Source organism: Reyranella sp., from assembly GCF_044224635.1.
Lineage (GTDB): Bacteria > Pseudomonadota > Alphaproteobacteria > Reyranellales > Reyranellaceae > Reyranella.
On the sequence record NZ_JBGAKA010000090.1, the window covers coordinates 1 to 14,811 of the forward strand.

12 protein-coding genes and 1 rRNA gene are annotated in these 14,811 nt (G+C 64.4%); 5 read left to right on the plus strand and 8 right to left on the minus strand.

Annotation, left to right across the window (positions count from 1 at the left end):
* Window positions 1–617 (minus strand): creatininase family protein (locus ACILR9_RS37805; RefSeq protein WP_395715166.1); only part of this gene is annotated, 617 nt, incomplete at its 3' end.
* A 308-nt stretch (window positions 618–925) separates the two neighbouring features.
* Window positions 926–1,708: a transporter substrate-binding domain-containing protein gene (locus tag ACILR9_RS37810; RefSeq protein WP_395715167.1), complete on the minus strand. Its 783-nt coding sequence runs from the start codon at window positions 1,706–1,708 to the stop codon at window positions 926–928.
* 87 nt (window positions 1,709–1,795) lie between these two features.
* Between ACILR9_RS37810 and ACILR9_RS37815 the strand changes: the two genes are divergently transcribed.
* Window positions 1,796–2,797, plus strand: coding sequence for a TauD/TfdA dioxygenase family protein (locus ACILR9_RS37815; RefSeq protein ID WP_395715168.1), 1,002 nt, complete (start codon window positions 1,796–1,798; stop codon window positions 2,795–2,797).
* Window positions 2,798–2,828: 31 nt separating this feature from the next.
* On the opposite strand, the gene ACILR9_RS37820 is transcribed toward ACILR9_RS37815, so the two are convergent.
* The gene (locus ACILR9_RS37820; protein WP_395715169.1) at window positions 2,829–4,997 is read right to left on the minus strand and encodes a tetratricopeptide repeat protein; all 2,169 of its coding nucleotides are present in this window, start codon (window positions 4,995–4,997) and stop codon (window positions 2,829–2,831) included.
* Between the two features lie 237 nt (window positions 4,998–5,234).
* Between ACILR9_RS37820 and ACILR9_RS37825 the strand changes: the two genes are divergently transcribed.
* Window positions 5,235–5,909, plus strand: a complete 675-nt coding sequence (locus ACILR9_RS37825) for a Crp/Fnr family transcriptional regulator (protein WP_395715170.1) — start codon at window positions 5,235–5,237, stop codon at window positions 5,907–5,909.
* 258 nt (window positions 5,910–6,167) lie between these two features.
* On the opposite strand, the gene ACILR9_RS37830 is transcribed toward ACILR9_RS37825, so the two are convergent.
* The 3 genes from ACILR9_RS37830 to ACILR9_RS37840 are packed head-to-tail and all read right to left on the minus strand — an operon-like array spanning window position 6,168 to window position 9,929.
* Window positions 6,168–7,073, minus strand: coding sequence for an alpha/beta hydrolase (locus ACILR9_RS37830; RefSeq protein ID WP_395715171.1), 906 nt, complete (start codon window positions 7,071–7,073; stop codon window positions 6,168–6,170).
* A 50-nt stretch (window positions 7,074–7,123) separates the two neighbouring features.
* Entirely contained in the window at window positions 7,124–8,989 is a 1,866-nt protein-coding gene (locus ACILR9_RS37835; protein WP_395715172.1) for a flavin-containing monooxygenase, read from the minus strand.
* 19 nt (window positions 8,990–9,008) lie between these two features.
* Entirely contained in the window at window positions 9,009–9,929 is a 921-nt protein-coding gene (locus ACILR9_RS37840) for an SDR family oxidoreductase (RefSeq protein ID WP_395715173.1), read from the minus strand.
* 199 nt (window positions 9,930–10,128) lie between these two features.
* Here ACILR9_RS37840 and ACILR9_RS37845 point away from each other — a divergent pair, with 199 nt between their 5' ends.
* Window positions 10,129–11,283 carry an LLM class flavin-dependent oxidoreductase gene (locus tag ACILR9_RS37845; protein WP_395715174.1) on the plus strand — a complete coding sequence of 385 codons (1,155 nt, stop codon included), beginning with the start codon at window positions 10,129–10,131 and terminating at the stop codon, window positions 11,281–11,283.
* A gap of 22 nt (window positions 11,284–11,305) precedes the next feature.
* Here ACILR9_RS37845 and ACILR9_RS37850 read toward each other — a convergent pair whose 3' ends face one another.
* Complete coding sequence (locus ACILR9_RS37850; RefSeq protein WP_395715175.1) at window positions 11,306–12,679, minus strand: IS4 family transposase; 1,374 nt, start codon at window positions 12,677–12,679, stop codon at window positions 11,306–11,308.
* A gap of 353 nt (window positions 12,680–13,032) precedes the next feature.
* The gene (locus tag ACILR9_RS37855) at window positions 13,033–13,842 is read right to left on the minus strand and encodes a FadR/GntR family transcriptional regulator (protein WP_395715176.1); all 810 of its coding nucleotides are present in this window, start codon (window positions 13,840–13,842) and stop codon (window positions 13,033–13,035) included.
* A gap of 243 nt (window positions 13,843–14,085) precedes the next feature.
* On the opposite strand from ACILR9_RS37855, the gene ACILR9_RS37860 reads away from it, so the two are divergent.
* Complete coding sequence (locus ACILR9_RS37860; protein WP_395715177.1) at window positions 14,086–14,211, plus strand: hypothetical protein; 126 nt, start codon at window positions 14,086–14,088, stop codon at window positions 14,209–14,211.
* Between the two features lie 475 nt (window positions 14,212–14,686).
* Window positions 14,687–14,811 (plus strand): 16S ribosomal RNA (locus ACILR9_RS37865); the annotation flags it as partial.

Genomic DNA, 14,811 nt, shown 5'->3' on the forward strand with positions numbered 1-14,811 from the left:
CCTTCGTTGACCGTCGGGATGGCCGACAGGCCGGGGATGTAAGGCCCGTGCATCTGCGACAGCTCGTCGGGATTCACCAGCTCGGGCGCCATCGCCATGATCATCGACGTTTCGGCCTCGCAGGCATGCAGCAGCGCTTTCTGCTTTTCCAGCAGCCTGGCGATCGATTTGGCGGCGATGTCCCAGTACGTGCCGGTGGCGAAGGGCAGCTTGTGCTCGACGGTCAGCTCGCCGACCATGTTCTGCAGGGCCGTCGTGTTGCCGCCATGCCCGTTCAGCACGAAGATGCGCTTGAAGCCGTGCCGCATCGCCGAGGTGACCACGCAGCGGATCACCGCATACATGGTGGCGTAGTCGAGCGTGATCGTCCCGCTGAGCGACATATGATGCTCGGACATGCCGAAGGGGATGGTCGGCGTCACCACCACCGGCGCCGTCTTCTCCATGATCAGCGCCGCGCGATGCGACACCTCGTGCACGCACCGCCAGTCGACCATGCTGGGCAGGTGCGGCCCATGCTGCTCGGTGGCCCCGATCGGCACGATGACGATGGCATTGCGCGCCGCCAGCGCCTTGATCTCCGAGGCCTTCAGCCTCGACCAGTCGATCTCGCTCATGAGGGATGCTTTCTTTGTGGTGCTTGTGTTCTTGCCTAGGTTCCAGCAACCGCCTCTCTGTCATCCTCGTCCCACGAAAATTTGCGTGCCGTCCCGTTGCGGTCCCATCCTTTTGAATCAAGGACTTGGCAGGGACGCAAACCGCGCCGCCGCGCCGTGTTTGCGGTCCGCGCCGGTTTCTTTGCGTTCCGCGGTGGTGTCATCGGTCGTGCGCATTCCGGGCAGGCTGGCAGAGATCGGATCCCTCTTGGGCGAGCCATGCGCGACCGGCCACGGGGTGCCGCCGGCGTGGCTCGCTTCTGCCACCATCACAGCGAGGGCAGGGGCGCCATCGGGATGCCGAGCCACTTCTTGTGCAGGCGGTCGAGCTCGCCGTTCATCGAGTTGAAGAAGATGAAGCTGTCGAGCCAGCGCACCAGATTGTGCTCGCCCATGCGCACGCCCATGTGGGCCGGGCTGCGGCGGATGGTGAATTTGAGGTCGAACTCCTTGTTCGGATTGCGCTTCTGAAGGTCGGGGATGATCAGGCTGTTGGTCGCGATCAACTCGGCCTGGCCGGAGAGATAGGCCGCCGCGGCGGTGGCGTCGTCCTCGGTGCGCATGATGGTGGCTTTGGGCGCCATGGCCGACAGCGCCAGCTCCTGGGTCGTGCCCTTGGCAGCGGCGACCTTGAGGGAGCCGATCTTGTCGGCCGACTTCACGTCGGCGCTCCTGGGGCCGAACACTGCGAGCTGGGTATCGGCGTAGGGTGCGGTGAACATGATCTGCTTGGCGCGCTCGGGCGTCAGCCCCATGACCGAGATCACGATGTCGACCTTGTCGGTCAGCAGGAAAGGGATGCGGTTGGCGCCGGTGACCTGCTGCAGCTCGAGCTTCACGCCCAGCGCCTTGGCGACCATGCCGGCGAGCTCGACGTCGAAGCCTTCCGGTTCGCGCGCCTGGTTCTGCGATCCGAAGGGCGGCACGTCGAGCGGCACGGCGATGCGCACGACGCCTTTCTTCTGGATGTCCTCGAATCGGTCGGCCCTGGCCTCCGGGCTGCCGAACGCGGCCAGTGTCAGGGCCAGCAGGCCCGCCAACAGGATCTTCATGTCGATACTCCCTCGTTATCCCCGGCACAGATTTTGAATTACGATGCGCTCTGTCGTCCACCACGCAGTGAAGCAGGAACAAACAGGATGAGCGGAGCTCTCGACATCGCCGCGCCGTTGCCCGGCGCGGCCTTCGGCGCAACGGTCAGGCTTGCACGACCTCTGTCACGAGGAATGCCCGAGGGGCTGCCGCAGGCGCTCGCCGATGCCGGCGGCCTGCTGCTGATCCCGGAACTGAACGAGATCGCCGGGCGGCCGCGGCTGCTGGTCGAGATGAGCTACCTGTTCGGGCCGGAGGTCGAGGATTACCGCACGCTGCTGACGCGCGTCAGCATGGCGCACGAAACCGTGCCCGAGATCTTCATGGTCACCAACATGGTGCCCGGGTCGCGCCCGCCGCCGGCGCGGCCCGAGCCGCCGCTGACCGCCGACGGCAAGCTACCGGTGCAGTACCCGCACCGCGTCGGCTGGCACACCGACCAGAGCTATCGCCGTCCGCCACCCGACATCTCACTGTTCTTTGCCGTAAACCCGGTGGCGCGCGAGCGCGGCCAGACGATCTTCGCCTCGGGCACGCTCGCCTACGACGCGCTGCCGCCGGCGCTCAAGGCCAGGGTGGACAATCTCGAAGGCCTGCACGCCCAGCCGGGGAGCGGACGCGGCCGCGGTGACGCGGAGGCTGGCCGCACGCCGCGCCCCTTCGCGCCGCACGAGCGTTCGCAGGCGCAGCCCGTCGCGCGCGTCCACCCGGTCACCGGCAAGAAGGCGCTCTATCTCTGCGAGCGCGGCCAGATGGACTGGTTCGACGGCCCGTTTGTCGGCATGGAGCCGGGCCCGCACGGCGACGGCGCCCGGCTGCTCGACGAGCTGATGGCGCACTACACGCGGCCGGAGTTCATCTACGTCCACGAATGGACCCAGGGCGACGTGCTGGTGTGGGACAATCGCTGCCTGATCCATACCGCCACATGGTACGACGCCGACAAGGAGCAGCGCATGATGTGGCGCACCACGGTGCGCGGCAATCCCGGCGCGATCTATGCGGGGGAGGCGAAGAGCTGGATCCCGCAGGAATCGACGGCGGCGTAGACCAGGGCATCGCATTGGACAAATAAAGCTGTCATCCCGAGCGGAGCCGCTTGGCGAATACCTGTTGTGGGAGGGCTTCGTCGCTCAAGCTACGCAACCCACGAGCCGCCCGCTCGAGGAAGGCCTCGAGCTTCGCCACGCAATCGGTGTCACGATAGACGCGATGCTTGTTGGCGGCGATCCGGGCCTTGATTGTCGCCCGCCATGAGGCGTCCTTGGCCAGGCGGGCCGCGATGGCGACATAGTCGTCCAATGTGGCAGCGATTGTCTCGGTGATGCCCATCCTCCGGAGGATCGCGGCGCTGTGGCGGCCGCGCATCAGGGGGCCTGCGAGCGTGACGATGGGCAGACTGTGAGACAGGCTCTCCAGCGTCGTGTTGCCCCCCGACCAGTGGATGCTGTCGAGAAAGACGTCGCATTGGCCGGTCGCCGCAATGAAGCTGTCCTGATCGAGCCTCGGCAGGAAGACGCAGTGTTCGTCGGCATCCAACCCGGCCGCTGCGAAGGCCCGGCCAAGTCGCCGGCGCAGGAGCTCGGTGACCCCGGCACCATCCTGATAGTGGATGAAGGCGAACTGGCAGTCACCGACCTCGCGCGCGATGCGAGGGAACACCGAATCGAATTGTGGCAGGTACTTGTACAACGACTGGCCGCACCAGAAGGCGATGCCGTCCGCGCGCAAACCCAGGTCTTCGCGGGTCATCGGGACCGGTCGTGCTTCGATGGGCTCGTAGTAGATCGAGAGGTTGGGCAGCCGCACCAGTCGCTCGGTGTAGTGGGCCTCGCCATCGTCTGGCTCCATCAGGTCGCTGGTCAGGAAATAGTCGAGCGTCGGCATGCCGCTGGTGTCGGGATGGCCCCACGAGTTGCACTGCACCGGGGCGAGACGCTGGGCGGCCAGCGCGGTGACGACAGGGTCCATTCCGACCTCGGGATAGATCAGGACATGGGGCGCATCGGCGGCAATGGCTGCACGCCAGCGGTCAACGGAAAGAGGGCCCTGCACGAATCGCTCGCACCTTGCCGGCGCCCACTGCGTCTCGGCGTCCCGCACGGCTCCTGTGTGGTAGCCGAACACGCGAAAACGACGGCGATCGAGCTGGCCCAGCCAACCCCTGATCATCAGCTTCCAGACGGTGTGCTCTCGGAAGTAGCCGCTGACGATGCCGATGCGCACTGGCTCGCAATCCGCCGGTCGCGAAGCCAGGGGCACCTGCGGGTAGCGCTCTGCCATGAGCCGGCAAATTGTCGAGCCGTAGCGCGCCTGCAGGTCGCGGTCGTTCATTCCCTGATACGCGAGATAGAATGGCTGGCTTGTGCCGACGCCTCGAGCCAGCTTCGGGTTGCGCTCGACGGCGGCGCACAGAACTTCCAGGCGCCGCGCATAGGCGACGCGACGTCTCGTGATCTCTTCCTCGGTCTCGTAGACGATCGGCAATTCGGCCATGCACAGGCCGAACTGCGCCTCGGCAAGGCCAGGCACGAACTTGACTGCCCGGCTGAAGCTTGCCCGCGCCTCCCCGAAGCGGCCGAGCTGGATCAGCGCAATGCCGCGGTTGCAGTAGGCTTGGGCATGGCGGGCGTCGAGCGCGATCACGCGGTCGTAGCTGGCGACCGCCTCGTCGAAGCGGTTCAGCCGCTGACAGATGTTGCCACGATCATAGAGGGCGCCGATATCGTCGGGCCTGAGCGCGATCGCCCTCTCGCAGCTTTCCAGCGCCTGTTGCGCAATCGTCAAAGCGGCCGCCGATTTGCCCTGTGCCATCAATGCCGACGCAAGGTTGTCGAGGGTCATGACGGAGTCCGGCCTGATCTCGAGCGCGCGGCGGTAACTGGCGATGGCTTCGTCGACTTTGCCCAGGACGCAGAGCGTGACCCCCAGGCTGTTGTGAACATCCGAAAACTCTGGCTTGAGGACGAGGGCTTTGCGGTAGCAGGCAATCGCCTCATCCTCCTGGCTCAAGTCGCCCAGGATGTTGCCGAGATTGAGCAAGACCTCAGCGTTGTTCGGCGCCAACTCGAGAGTCTTTCGGTAGCTGGTGACTGCCTCCTCGAGCCTGCCCTGTTGCAACAAGGCATAGCCCAGATTCATGTGGGCTTCGGGATAGGCGTGATGGTTCGCGGCGAGGATTTGACGGTAACGATGCTCGGCTTCAACCAGTCGTCCGGCCTGATGGTGGTAGACGGCCTCGGCGAACATTTCCGGGACACTTCGGCGAGGTGCCTCAGTCGCTGATAGCGGCCGTTCAGCAGTGCGACGTTGCTTGCGGTTCACGCCTTTGCTGCTAGCACCCGGGCGGCCGGTGGCTCAGTAACGTGAGCGACCATTCGGTTGTAATGAAGGTCACTATTAATATGTAACGCAGGTTACATTTCCAGAAATCCGCTGAAGGAACTCGGCCTTGTGGTGGTTCTCGTAAATGCCCAGACTGTAGCTATGACGCGACAGGAGCTGCTCCGCCTTCACTGCTTCTTCTCCGGGTTGTCGGCGGAGGACGAGCAGGAGCTGTTGAAGCGCACGCGCAGGCGCCGCGTTCCAGCAAGATGCATACTCTTCCAGGAGGGCGATGCCGGCGACGGCCTTTATGGCATCTTGGCAGGCCGCGTGGCCTTCACTGTGGACTCCTCGAGAGGCAAAGAGCTGATCCTCAATGTCCTCGGCCCCGGAGACTTCTTCGGCGAGATCGCCCTGCTGGACGGCAAAGGGCGCACCGCGACGGCCGTGACGCGTGACGCCTGTTGCCTGCTCTTCATCGCGCGCAGCGAGTTCATGTCTTTCCTCGCTGAGCGGCCCCACGCCATGTCCCGGATCGTCGAACTCTTGTGCGCCCGCCTGCGGCGGTCCACCGAGTGGATTGCCGACGCGACCTTCCTGGATCTATCCACGAGGCTGGCCAAGCAACTGGTTATTCTGGCGCATGATGAAGGAGCGTCGCGGACCGGCACTGTGCGCGTCTCCCACGCTGAGCTTGCAGGCATGCTCGGTGTATCGCGCGAACGGGTAAGCAGGCAGCTGGCTGCCTGGAGCGAGAGGGGCATCCTCGACCAGGGGCACGGCTTTCTTGTCGTTCGCAACAGGCAGGCGCTCGAGAGTGTCATCGCCAGCGGCTGACGACGGGCGGCCTGGCCGGTCACCAGACACGGACGCGATATTTCCGATGGCTCTCCGCCATCGGTACTACGCAAGTAGGGTGGGGCGCTCGCAAATGGGCATGCCTTTCACTCTCCTCCCCAGATTCGCTGGGGAGGTGTCTCGGTAATCCGAGACGGAGGGGTCAAGGGCCACAGTCCCGCGGCTCATGACCCCTCCGTCGCCGAAGACGGCGACACCTCCCCAACAGAGTTGGGGAGGGGAAGGAAGGCGAGGGATTCAAGCCGGGGATGACGCTCCGGCGTGTTTCTTGATGAACACGCCCATGCGATCGATCGCCTGCCGGCCTTCGGGGATGGCTTTGGCGAAGTAGGGCCAGATGTGGATCATCTCCTCCCACACCTCGAGCTCGACGGGGACGCCGGACTCCTTGGCCTTGGCCGCGAAGCGCGTCGAATCATCGAGCAGCACTTCCCAGGTGCCGACCAGGATCAGCAGCGGCGGCAGGCCCCTGAGATCGGCGTAGAGCGGGGAGGCGAGGGGAGCCTTGGGGTCGGCTCCGCCGAGATACCTCCGCGAATAGGCGGTGCTGCTGGTGGGATGGACCATCGGGTCGAGGTCGATCTTCGTGCGCATCGACTCGCCCTCTTTCATGTGATCGGTGACGGGCGAGATGCACACGCCGCCCGCTGGCAGCGCGTCGCCGGCCTCCTTGAGGGCGAGCAAGGTCGCCAGCGCGAGACCGCCGCCCGCGGAGTCGCCCGCGACGGCGATCGACTTCGCCGGGACGCCCTGGCTTCTCAGCCATCGATACGCCGCGACACCATCGTCCACCGCGGCTGGAAACGGGTTCTCCGGAGCGAGGCGATAGTCGACGGAAAGTGCCCGGCCGCCGGTCACCGTGCACAGCCGGCTGACCAGGTCGCGATGCGTCTCGGCTGAGCCGATGCAGTAGCCGCCGCCATGGAAGTAGAGGATGACGGGACTCTGCCCGCTGCCGGGGACCTTGACCCACTCCGCGCGCACGCCGTTCGCCTCCACCCGCTCGAACACGGCATCGGGCGAGGGCGGAAAAGCCTGGCTCGTCGCCACCATGCCCGCGCGCGCCTGCTCGATCGTCTGGTCCAGCTGCCGCGGCCGCGACCGCATCTTGGCGACAAGGGCATGAAACTCCGGACTTGCCATGGCTGTTCCTCGTTGTCTGCGAGCCTTCTGAGTTGCGGTGTGGGCGTCGGCTATCGCTCGAGGATCATGCCCGGCAGATCGCCCTGCCGGCGCCAGCCGGCGAGCATGTCATAGAACGCCATGACCTTGCCGCCCCAGCGATTGCCGAAGAACAGGTCTTCGGACTTCGTGCTCTTGCCCTCGCCGTTGTAGTAGCCCGGCGTGCAGGCGCCGTAGAACTTCATCTGAACCTTGACGCTCGGCGACGATCGGATCATGTCCGTGTAGCCGTCGACCGCTTCGGCAGTGGGCTCGACCGTTCGCAAGCCGCGCTGCCTGGCTTCGCTGACGATGTAGGCCACATGCGTGGCCTGCTCGTCGAGCAGATGGACTGCGTTAGAGGCGCCGGCAGAGTGCTGGTTGCCGCCCAGCAGCAACAGGTTGGGAAACTTGTCGGTCGTCATGCCGTGCAGCGTGCGCACGCCGCTTCCCCAGTGCTCGCTCAGTTTGACGCCCCCTCGGCCGACGACATCGAAGCCGGTCAGTCGGATGTAGGAGATGCCCGCCTCGAAGCCGGTGGCGAAGATGACGCAATCGACCTCGTATTCCTTGCCGTCGACGACGATGCCGCGCTCGGTGAACTTCTCGACGCCGCGTCCTTCGGTGTCGACGAGTCTGGTATTGGGCGAGTTGAAGGCCTCCAGGTAATCGTCGTGGAAGCAGGGCCGCTTGCAGAGCCAGCGATAGTAGGGCTTCAGCGCATCGGCCGTTGCCTGATCCTTGACGATCTCGTCGACGCGCGAGCGGATCAGGTTCATGACGCGATAGTCGGCGAGCTCGGCAACGAGGGACTTCTCATCGGCGGAGGGAACGCGCCCCAGCCCCTCGGTCATCGCCTTGGTCGAGAGCAGGGGCTTCATGCGCGCCGACAGGTCCGTCCAGCCGTCCTGCACGAAATCATCCTCCTGGCGCGTCGCATTCAAAATGTGCTGGAAATTCTCCCGCCGCTCCTTCTGCCATCCCGGCTTCGACATGTCGGCATAGTCGTCCGCGCCCGTCTCCCTCTGTCCGCGGATGTAGACAGCCGACGGCGTGCGCTGGAACACCAGCTGCTCCTTCGCCCATTTCGCGACCTCGGGCACGATCTGGATCGCCGTGGCTCCGGTACCGATGACGGCGACCCGCTTGTCCTGGAGCCCGGTCAGCCTGAAATCGGTCTCAGAGCCGCCGGTGTACTTGTAGTCCCAGCGGCTGGAGTGGAAGGCGTGCCCCTTGAACCTTCCGAGGCCTTCGATGCCCGGGAGCTTGGGCAGGCTTTGCCGGCCGCAGGCCATGATGAAGGTGTCGGCGGTCATGCGGTCGCCGCGGTTGGTCTCGATCAGCCACTTGCGGTCGCTTTCGATCCAGCGGGCGCCCGTGATGACGGTCTGGAAGCAGGCCTTGTCGTAAAGGCCGTAATGCTGACCGATCTTGCGGCTGAGCTCGAGCGATTCCGCCGCGTAGGCGTAGCGGTGCCTGGGGACATGGTTCAGCTCCTCGAGCAATGGCAGGTAGATGTGCGCCTCGATATCGCACATCGCGCCAGGATAGCGGTTCCAGTACCAGGTGCCGCCGAAATCACCGCCGTCATCGATGATGCGAATGTCCCGGAAGCCGCGCTCATGCAGCCGCGCGGCCGCCAGGAGACCCCCGAAGCCACCGCCGGCGATGACGACCTCGGTATGGTCGGTCAGCGGCGCCCGGCTGAAACCGGGATTGACCCACGGATCCTTGCCGTAGTCCGCGAACTTGCCCTCGACGGTCGCCACGTACTGGCCCTGGCCTGCCGGCACGACACGCTTGTCGCGCTCGTGCTTGTACTTCTTCTCCAGGGCAACGGGGTCGAATTCCAGCGGACCGACGATGTCGGCAATGTCCATCTTGCGCATCCCGCTCATGGTGCTCGCCTCTCAATCATCAGATCGGATCCCAGCCGATGACCTGGGAGGAGTCCTCCGGCCCGGTGAAGAACTGGCGCATCGAGGGGATAGCGTGCTCATGAATGCCACGGGCCGACCATCCGGCCTCGCGATGGACACTGCGTGCCTGGCGGGGCTGGTTGTACAGATAGATCTCGTTCTGCCGCACGCCGAACACCTGTCCCGTGATGCCGCTTGCCAGATCTGACAGCAGGTAGACCGCCAGCGGCGCAACCTTGTCGGCGCTCATGGCCTTCTGGCGTTCGACCCGGGCCGCTTCCTCCGGCGTGCGCGCCACCATCTGAGCGGCCATCCGGCTCCAGGCGTGCGGCGCCATGCAGTTGGAGCGCACGTTGAAGCGGGCCATGTCGAGGGAAATGGCTCGGGAGAGACCGGCGATCCCCATCTTGGCCGCGGCGTAGTTCGCCATGCCGCGGTAGCCGATCAAGCCGGCGGTCGATGTCGTGTGCAGCATCGCCCCGGTCATCTGGGGGCGGAAAAAATCCGCCGCAGCCCGGGCGACATTGAAGCTTCCTTTGAGGTTGACGTTGACCACCAGGTCGAAATCCTGCTCGGTCATCTTGTGGAAGGCGGCATCCCGCGAGATGCCGGCGATGCTCGCCACGGCATCGATCCTGCCGAACGAATCGACGGCCTGCTTCACCATCGCCTTGGCGTCGTCGAAGCTCGAGACATCGCCGCCATTGGCGACGGCCTCGCCGCCCTCCTGGCGGATCAGGTCGACGACGGCGCCGGCTGCGGCGTTATCCCGGCCTTCGCCGCGCGGCGTGCTGCCGAGATCATTGACGACGACATTTGCGCCTTCCCTGGCCGCGAGCAGGGCGATCTCGCGGCCGATGCCATGGCCGCCCCCCGTGACGAGCAGAACCTTGCCGTCCAGCACACCCTTGCCGTTCATCCCTGTTTCCTTCTCCCGACGCGCAAGGCAGACTTCCGCTCGTCACCGAGGCGGCGGCCGCGCCGCGCCTGGCCGGTCGAGGAGCTTCCGGCGGTCCGACCTGCAGATCCGTCAATCGCGACGCACATGCCTCGGACGGTTGACGGCCTAATGGTAAGACCTTACGGTTTTGTGGTCAATGAGCCTGAGGAGACGCGCGATGAAGGTAGGAATGGCCCTCAACATGCTGTGTCAGGAAGGCCACGCGGACGCGTCGGTGGTCGGCGAGCACATGGCCATGGGCGATCTCGTCGAGCCGCTCGGCTTCGATTCGATCTGGGCGCTGGAGCATCACTTCACCGGCTACGCCATGTCGCCCCAGCCCACGCAACTCCTGGCCTACTATGCCGGCCGCACCAAGCGCATCCAGCTCGGCACCGCGGTGATCGTGCTGCCCTGGCACGATCCGGTGCGCGTCGCCGAGCAGATTGCGTTGCTCGACGTGATGTGTGGCGGGCGCTGTCTGTTCGGCTTCGGCCGCGGGGCGGCATCCGTCGAGTATGCGGGCTTCCGGGTTCCGATGGAGGAGGCGCGCTCCCGCTTCGTGGAGTCGGCGCAGATCGTCGTCAAGGCGTTGTCCAACGACAGCTTCGAGCACGACGGCCAGTTCTTCAAGATTCCCCGCACGTCGATCAGGCCGCGGCCGATCTCGCATCCCGAACGCCGCTTCTATGCGTCTTCCGTGAGTCCGGAGTCGGCGGAGATCATCGCGAAGATGGGATTCGGCATGCTCGTGATCATGCAGAACGAGTGGCCGAAGGCGGCGGCGGACATCTACAACTTCCACAATCTCGCCGAAAGCGTCGGCCACGCGGCCAGGCCGCCGATCATCCTGACCAATGTTTCCTGCGCGGAGAGCCGCGAGGAGGCCCAGGAACGAGGCGTCAAGTATCTCGGCGCAAAGTGGGATTCAATCGATGCCCATTATCATTTCTCGGATGGCCACCTGGCGAACGTGAAGGGCTACGAGGCCTACGGCAAGGTCGGCAAGACCTACGCCAAGATGAAGGATGAGAATTTCCGCGCGAAGGCGACGGACTTCTATGTCAGCATCCAGATCGTCGGCACGCCCGACGATTGCCTGCAGAAGATCGAGGAGCTGCACCGGCTTACCGGCCTCGGCCACCTGGTGACGGAGTTCGCGTTCGGCGGCCTGCCGCACGCGCAAGCCGAGCTCAGCATGCGGCTGTTTGCCGACCGCGTGATGCCGACGCTCCAGCGCGATCCGGCGTTCGCGGGCCGCGTCGTTCGCAAGGCTTCCGGAAAGACCGCGGTGGGCGCAGCCAACCAGGAAGGCGTGTTCGCTCCGGCCTGAGTCTCCTCCCCAGCTTCGCTGGCTAACTTGAGCACAGATGTTGCGCTGCGAGATGGTAACCATCAGCGATAGCGTAGAAGCGTTCGAGTCCGTCGCGCATAGTGATGGGGCCATTTGATTTGTCACTTTGGTATCCGGTCCATCCGCCGAGTCGAGCGATGATCCAGGCAGCGGCAGCGAGACTGTTGGGAGGAAAGGGATTTCGCTGTTTTGCGGTGCGCCCTTGTCTGGTGCTGAGCAAGGCGGCGATGACGATGAGCTGCTGAGATGAGAAGACGCGGCTTGCCGGGGCGGCTTGTTGGGCGGCGGAGCGAGCGGCGACGAGCTGCATGGTGATGGCAGCGGTGATGAGAGCGATGGCGGCGAGCTTTTCGAGAGCGTTGCCGTCCTCGAGGACGCTCTGTTCGAGGCGCAGGCCCTGTTGCTTGAGGGTTCGAAAGAGCTGCTCGATGTCCCACCGCCTGCGGTACCAGCCGATCACGGTGACGGCCTTTTCGAGGCTGTCGAGGCGATGGGTGGTCAAGAGGCGCCAGATGATGGGTGTCTGGCCGGGCGGCGGGTCGATCTCGCGGGCTTCGATGGCGAACAGGTCGATCTCGGGCGAGGCTTGGCGATCGGAGCACGATTTAGGGCGTCGAATGGTGAGCGGTCCGAAGCGGACGGCGATCGTGGCCTTTCGGGCGATGCGCTTCTTGCCTGGTCGGGCGGTCAGATCGAGCTCGAAGCGGTGGACCTCGTCGAAGCTGGCCAAGGTTTCGAACAATTTGCGGCCGTCGCCCAGGCTACGATTGCGACAGGCGCGGGTCAGCAGGTGGGTGTGTTGGTCGGGCAGGCGATCCCATTTCTCGTAGATGTCGGCCTCGCGGTCATCGACGACGGTGATCAGGGCGGCGTCGGCCAGGACGGCCTTGGCGCGGTCGGCTCCCTTGAGCCATCGATTGGACTCCTTGCACTCGATCGGCAGTTCTTTGTAGTTGGCGGCCTTGCCGGTGGTGCGGCGCCAGATCTGTGCGTCGACCAGGCCCAGGCATTCGCCGTTGTCGGCGTCGACAGCGAGCACCGGATGGATGAACAGCCCGACGTCGGTGCCATTGCCGACCGTGCCGAGCGAGTGCTTGCGGCGGCGTTGTGCTTGGTAGTTGACCTCGCTGGTGTCCTGGATTGCCAGCACGTGGCGGCCGACCGCAGCGACGCCGGCCAGGAGGGCGCGATGCGAGATCATTTCCTCCACCGTGACCTCCTTGTTCGACAGAAAGCGCAGGAACCTGACCTGTTCGGCCCGACCCTCGGTGAGCTTGCGTATACAGACAGTCTGTCGTTGGTGCATGCGCTCGAGCAGCAGGGCGCCATTGCGGGCCAGCCGGGCGTCGCCGAAATAACCGATCTCGCCGATCATGGTGATCCTCTTTGGGTTGAAGAGGATCGTCAGAGATCACATTGGCTCTGCTCGCTGCAACAGGGGGTTCGAAGTGATCTGCCAGGCGATCTGAGGATTCTATTGTTGCTCTCGACAGTTGTATTGGATTCCAAAATTATAGGAGAAGCGTGCTCCTCAACACACACTCCCAACCTCCCCCCGTCTTCGTGCGGCGCAACATCTGTGCTGAAACTAGGCTTCGCTGGGGAGGTGCCCCGTCAAACGGGGCGGAGGGGTCATGGGCAGCGGGACTGGGGCTCATGACCCCTCCGTCGCCGGAAGACGGCGACACCTCCCCAAGCGAAGCTTGGGGAGGGAAACGAGAGATCGTCCTACGAGGTACCCTTGAGCGCCGTGGTCTTGCCGCTCGTGCCATTGGGCTTCCGGCCGATTCGCGCGGCACGCACAGGCGCGGTTGCAGTCCTGGCGGCTGCAAGCCGCTGCGCTTCCAGCCTCTTGTAAAGCGGCTTCGTGCTCTTGAGGATCCGCTCCATCGCGGCGGCGGCGGCATCCTCATCCTTCCTCTCCAGCGCATTCACAAGGCTCAACCGGTCGTCGAACAGGCTGGCAATGGGATATGAGCCGACCTCGTGGCTCAGGGCCTTCAACGCGTCCGTCAGCCCCCGAATGACGATCTGCGCGACCGGGTTCCTCGTTGCTTCCGCAAGGATGTTGTGGAACTCGACGTTCACCTCGATGCGCTGCCGGCTGAGCCCTCGGGCGTGGAGGCTTTCGCCTTCGAGAACATTCTGCCTGAGCTTCTCGATATCGTCCTTCGTTGCACGCTGACAGGCCGCGCGGGCAAGGCCTGTCTGAACCCAGAGGCGCACCTCGAACAGCTGGTCGACCGAAATGCTCGATAGCCTGAGCAGGTCGGACATGTTCTCGGCGATTACCCGGGCCTTGCCATTCGAGATGAATGCACCGCCGGTCTTACCTTTGCGGAGGATAATCAGCCCGGTTGCTTCGAGCGCACGCAGCGCTTCGCGAAGAGCCGGACGACCAATTCCCAACTGCACCGAAAGGTCGCGTTCTCCCGGCAGACGATCACCCGGCTTCAGCGTTCCACTGAAGAGCCGTTCACGCACCTGCGCGATGACCTCTTCGTACGTTCGCTTCGTTTGCAGCTTCTGGAATGTCACCTAAACCTATGGAATTTCGCGTGGATTTCTGGCCACAGCCATCCAGTGACCGATTTTACTCTGCGGCACAACGGAGTCCAGAACATACGGTCGGCGCGGTGTGGATCGCCTTGCTTGGAGAACCCAAGTGGCACACGGACGATGCGTCGGGCACATCTGGATCGTATCGACCGACCTCTGCAGGTCGCCCTTTGCGTATGGTCTTACCATTACGGTCCGGATGGCGCAACGAAGCAGGACACGGTGTTCATCCTGAGGCCCGACCAGCAGGCACGCGTGGCGAGCTTCCCTGCCCGCGGCGCCGACGGCAAGCTGAGCCCCATCGAGTTCGCGATGCCGCAGGCGCCCTGCAAGGCACGGCCGGCGTAAACTGCGAACATGCGGCGAGGGACCGTTCCTTTCTCCATCTTGGTCGAGGGTACAGGCCTCGAAAAAGGTCGGAGGCGCTCAGCCGGGACGCTCGTCGCGGCCGAGCGTCGGGCGAGCTTTCGAACTGCCGGGCGATCGACGTCAGAGCGGGAAAACTTTACGTTTGACACCCCGATGAGCGCCTCATATAAGCGCGCCTCCCAAGCGAACTGGGTGTACCGAAAACGTCGCGCGTAATTGCGGCGAAGGGTTCTTCGACCCGAGCGGTTCCCGGTCTGCCAAGGGTCTCGGCCTCAGGGTCGTGCGTTCTATGCATCGTCTGTTTGGAAAAGGATACGCCGGCGGCGGCGAACGTCAGCTTCGGCCTTCGGGTCGGCTGCAGATGTTTTCGTCGTCGCTAGTTCGAGGTCCGGCGCGAGCCGGACGTAGTAATCTAGTGACGGGATCTCGCTCCTCCTGATTGGAGGAGCACGTTAAACTTGAGAGTTTGATCCTGGCTCAGAACGAACGCTGGCGGCAGGCTTAACACATGCAAGTCGAACGCGTGCAGCAATGCACGAGTGGCGCACGGGTGAGTAACGCGTGGATATCTGCCTTTTG

Coding starts and splice junctions, on each gene's coding strand:
- ACILR9_RS37810 (WP_395715167.1), bottom strand. CDS start 1,708: ATGAAGATCCTGTTGGCGGGCCTGCTGGCCCTGACACTGGCCGCGTTC.
- ACILR9_RS37820 (WP_395715169.1), bottom strand. CDS start 4,997: ATGTTCGCCGAGGCCGTCTACCACCATCAGGCCGGACGACTGGTTGAA.
- ACILR9_RS37835 (WP_395715172.1), bottom strand. CDS start 8,989: ATGAGCGGGATGCGCAAGATGGACATTGCCGACATCGTCGGTCCGCTG.
- ACILR9_RS37830 (WP_395715171.1), bottom strand. CDS start 7,073: ATGGCAAGTCCGGAGTTTCATGCCCTTGTCGCCAAGATGCGGTCGCGG.
- ACILR9_RS37850 (WP_395715175.1), bottom strand. CDS start 12,679: ATGATCGGCGAGATCGGTTATTTCGGCGACGCCCGGCTGGCCCGCAAT.
- ACILR9_RS37825 (WP_395715170.1), top strand. CDS start 5,235: ATGACGCGACAGGAGCTGCTCCGCCTTCACTGCTTCTTCTCCGGGTTG.
- ACILR9_RS37840 (WP_395715173.1), bottom strand. CDS start 9,929: ATGAACGGCAAGGGTGTGCTGGACGGCAAGGTTCTGCTCGTCACGGGG.
- ACILR9_RS37815 (WP_395715168.1), top strand. CDS start 1,796: ATGAGCGGAGCTCTCGACATCGCCGCGCCGTTGCCCGGCGCGGCCTTC.
- ACILR9_RS37845 (WP_395715174.1), top strand. CDS start 10,129: ATGAAGGTAGGAATGGCCCTCAACATGCTGTGTCAGGAAGGCCACGCG.